3 protein-coding genes are annotated in these 2,322 nt (G+C 68.8%); all 3 read right to left on the bottom strand.

Features of this window, described 5'->3' with window-relative positions:
• Positions 1 to 1,842 (bottom strand): malate synthase (locus VGT00_21420; protein HEV8533991.1); only part of this gene is annotated, 1,842 nt, incomplete at its 3' end.
• Between the two features lie 61 nt (positions 1,843 to 1,903).
• A complete protein-coding gene (locus VGT00_21415) occupies positions 1,904 to 2,068 on the bottom strand; it encodes a hypothetical protein (GenBank protein ID HEV8533990.1) in 165 nt (54 codons plus the stop codon).
• A gap of 13 nt (positions 2,069 to 2,081) precedes the next feature.
• A partial coding sequence (locus VGT00_21410; GenBank protein ID HEV8533989.1) for a hypothetical protein occupies positions 2,082 to 2,322 on the bottom strand: 241 nt, incomplete at its 5' end.

The raw sequence follows: 2,322 nt of genomic DNA, 5'->3' as shown, positions 1-2,322 counted from the left end.
GTACTGCCCGATCCGCCCCCGCGCCTTCGCCAGGTCGTGGTTGTCGAGGTTCAGGTTGAGCAGGTCGACGTACCAGGGCGCCTTGACCGGGGAGGTGACGTAGGTCTGCACGATCTCGCGGGCGATGGGCAGGGTGGTGGCCTTGGAGTCGTCGTGGACGTCGCGGTTCCCCGCGGCCCGCAGCTTGGCGTACTCCTCCTCCAGCAGGCGCGCGAAGAGGTCGGCCGTGAATGCGTCCCCCCGCGCGGCGCCGATCGCTCCGTCGGTCTCCGTGAGCCTGGCGCCCTTGTGCAGCCACTCCCACAGGATGCTCAGGCGGATCTCCCCCGTCGCCATGTCCTCCATCAGGTACAGGACGTCGTCGTTGCCGAAGGAGTCGGCGGGCTTGAGGGCGGCCGCCTGCATCCCCTGGCCGAAGGCGTTGCCGTACTGAAGGGCCACGCTGAGGAGGTCCCGCGCGCCTCGGACGGTGCGCGGCGCCGGCTCGAGCTGGACCAGGCCGTCCGCATCGGCCGCGGTGTAGGTGAGAGGGGGAAACCGCCGGCCGAGCTGGTTGTCCTCGCCGGCCTTCTCCCAGACGGGCCGCACGATGTGCACCATCTTCCAGTGGGCGACCCACTTGCCGCTGGCGCCCTCGCGCTGCTCGCGCGCCGCCCCCGCCACCCCCCGCTTCATCCCGCTGGCCACGCCCGCCTCGGAGCCCACCGGGATGTTCGGCTCCATGCCTCCCTGCCACAGGGCGTAGTGGCCCTGCTGATCGGGGGTGTTCACCGCCCGCCGGACGCGGTCTTCGTAGTTCCGCATGTATCCGTACGTCATCACGATCGCGTCGATGTTGGGATTGACGAACTCGGAGTCCCACGCCATCGCGTCCGAGACGCTGTTGATGTAGTCCCAGCGGCCGGTGTTGTAGCCGACAAAGCGCCGCCCGAGGGCGGCGCGGATCTCCATCAGCTGGAAGCTGGCCTCGAGCTGCTCCACGAGCACGTAGACCTTGATCGTGCCCACGGGAAGCGACAGGTGCTCCTCCAGGGTCGTCAGCATGTGGTTCCAGAGGGCGGCTTCCTCGGCGGTCTGGATCTTCGGCAGGTAGAGCACGATCGTGGCGCCGGACCGGCGCAGCCGCTCATGGTTGTTGGCGACGTAGAGCGCTACGTCGACGATGGACGCGGAGAGGCCCGTGCCGTCCGCCATGCGGACGTGCCGGTCGTCGAGGTGCAGCCCGCGGGCACGGAAGATCTTCGTCGTGAACCCGAGCTGCTGGCGCCAGTCGCCGATGATCTCCCGCCCGAAGAAGCCTCGGGCCCACCCGTTCATCTCGGCCGCCACCTGTTCGGCGACCTTCATGAAGACGGGGTCCCGGGCGATGGCCAGCTTGAGATTGCGCTGGTTGTCGAGGGACATCGTGGAGACCTGGCCCAGGGCGTCCTCCCCGTCGAACATCCAACCGTCCGCGCCGGAGAGCAGCGCGTAGGCCACGTTGCGGATGCCCTTCTCGATCGGGGCGTTCGGCTTGGTGGCCGGGCCCGTGCCCTGTATCCACTGCCGCTGGAGGTCGGCGGGGATCTCGCTGCCGAGGAACTTCCCATCGCGGGCGGCCTGGACGCCGATGTCGGTCCCGGGAATCGTGCCCGCCGCATCGAGGAACACGATCCGCTGCCGGCCCCGCGCGCGGGCCGCCCGCCGCTGAATGCGGGCCGACATGAGCGCCCTTCGCGGCTCGTTCAGGGGGGCCAGGACCGCGAGCGCCGCCAGGACCTCCGGTGTGTAGACGTCCGGGTAGGAGCCCTCGAGATTCCCTCGGATCTGGAGCACGCGGCTCGTATGATACGGCAAGCGCACCGGGGCGATCTCGACTCGAAGGTGACCGACAATCGCACTTCGGACTCAAGTAGCCCAGACTCTAGAGTTCGCCCAGCCTCCGGAGTTTCTCCACGACCTCGGCGAGGATGCGCCGGGGCAGAGGCTTCAGCGCCCGCACCAGTCGCCGGTTGTCGATGGCCCAGCTCTGGTCCACCATCACTTCGCACTCCTCTCGGTTGCCGGCAATGCCCCGCGGGAGCGCCACGCGAAGCAAGTTCTCACCTGTCGTCCCGCCACGCGTAGACGGCCCGGTCGAAGTCGTTCACGAGGGCCTGCGGCCCGTCCTCGAGGAACGGCAGCATCTGGGTCATGAGGACTGCGCAGACCTTCTTGTCGCGGTCGATCCAGAAGAAGGTGTTGAAGATCCCCGCCCACGAAAGGGTGCTCGCCCCGCGGCCCTTCTCGATCGGCCGGGTGTTGAGCGCGAACCCGAGCCCGAACTTGTCCGGCTGGCCCGGC

Source organism: Candidatus Methylomirabilota bacterium, assembly GCA_036002485.1.
Classification (GTDB): domain Bacteria; phylum Methylomirabilota; class Methylomirabilia; order Rokubacteriales; family CSP1-6; genus AR37.
This window is presented reverse-complemented; position numbering and strand designations above follow the sequence as displayed.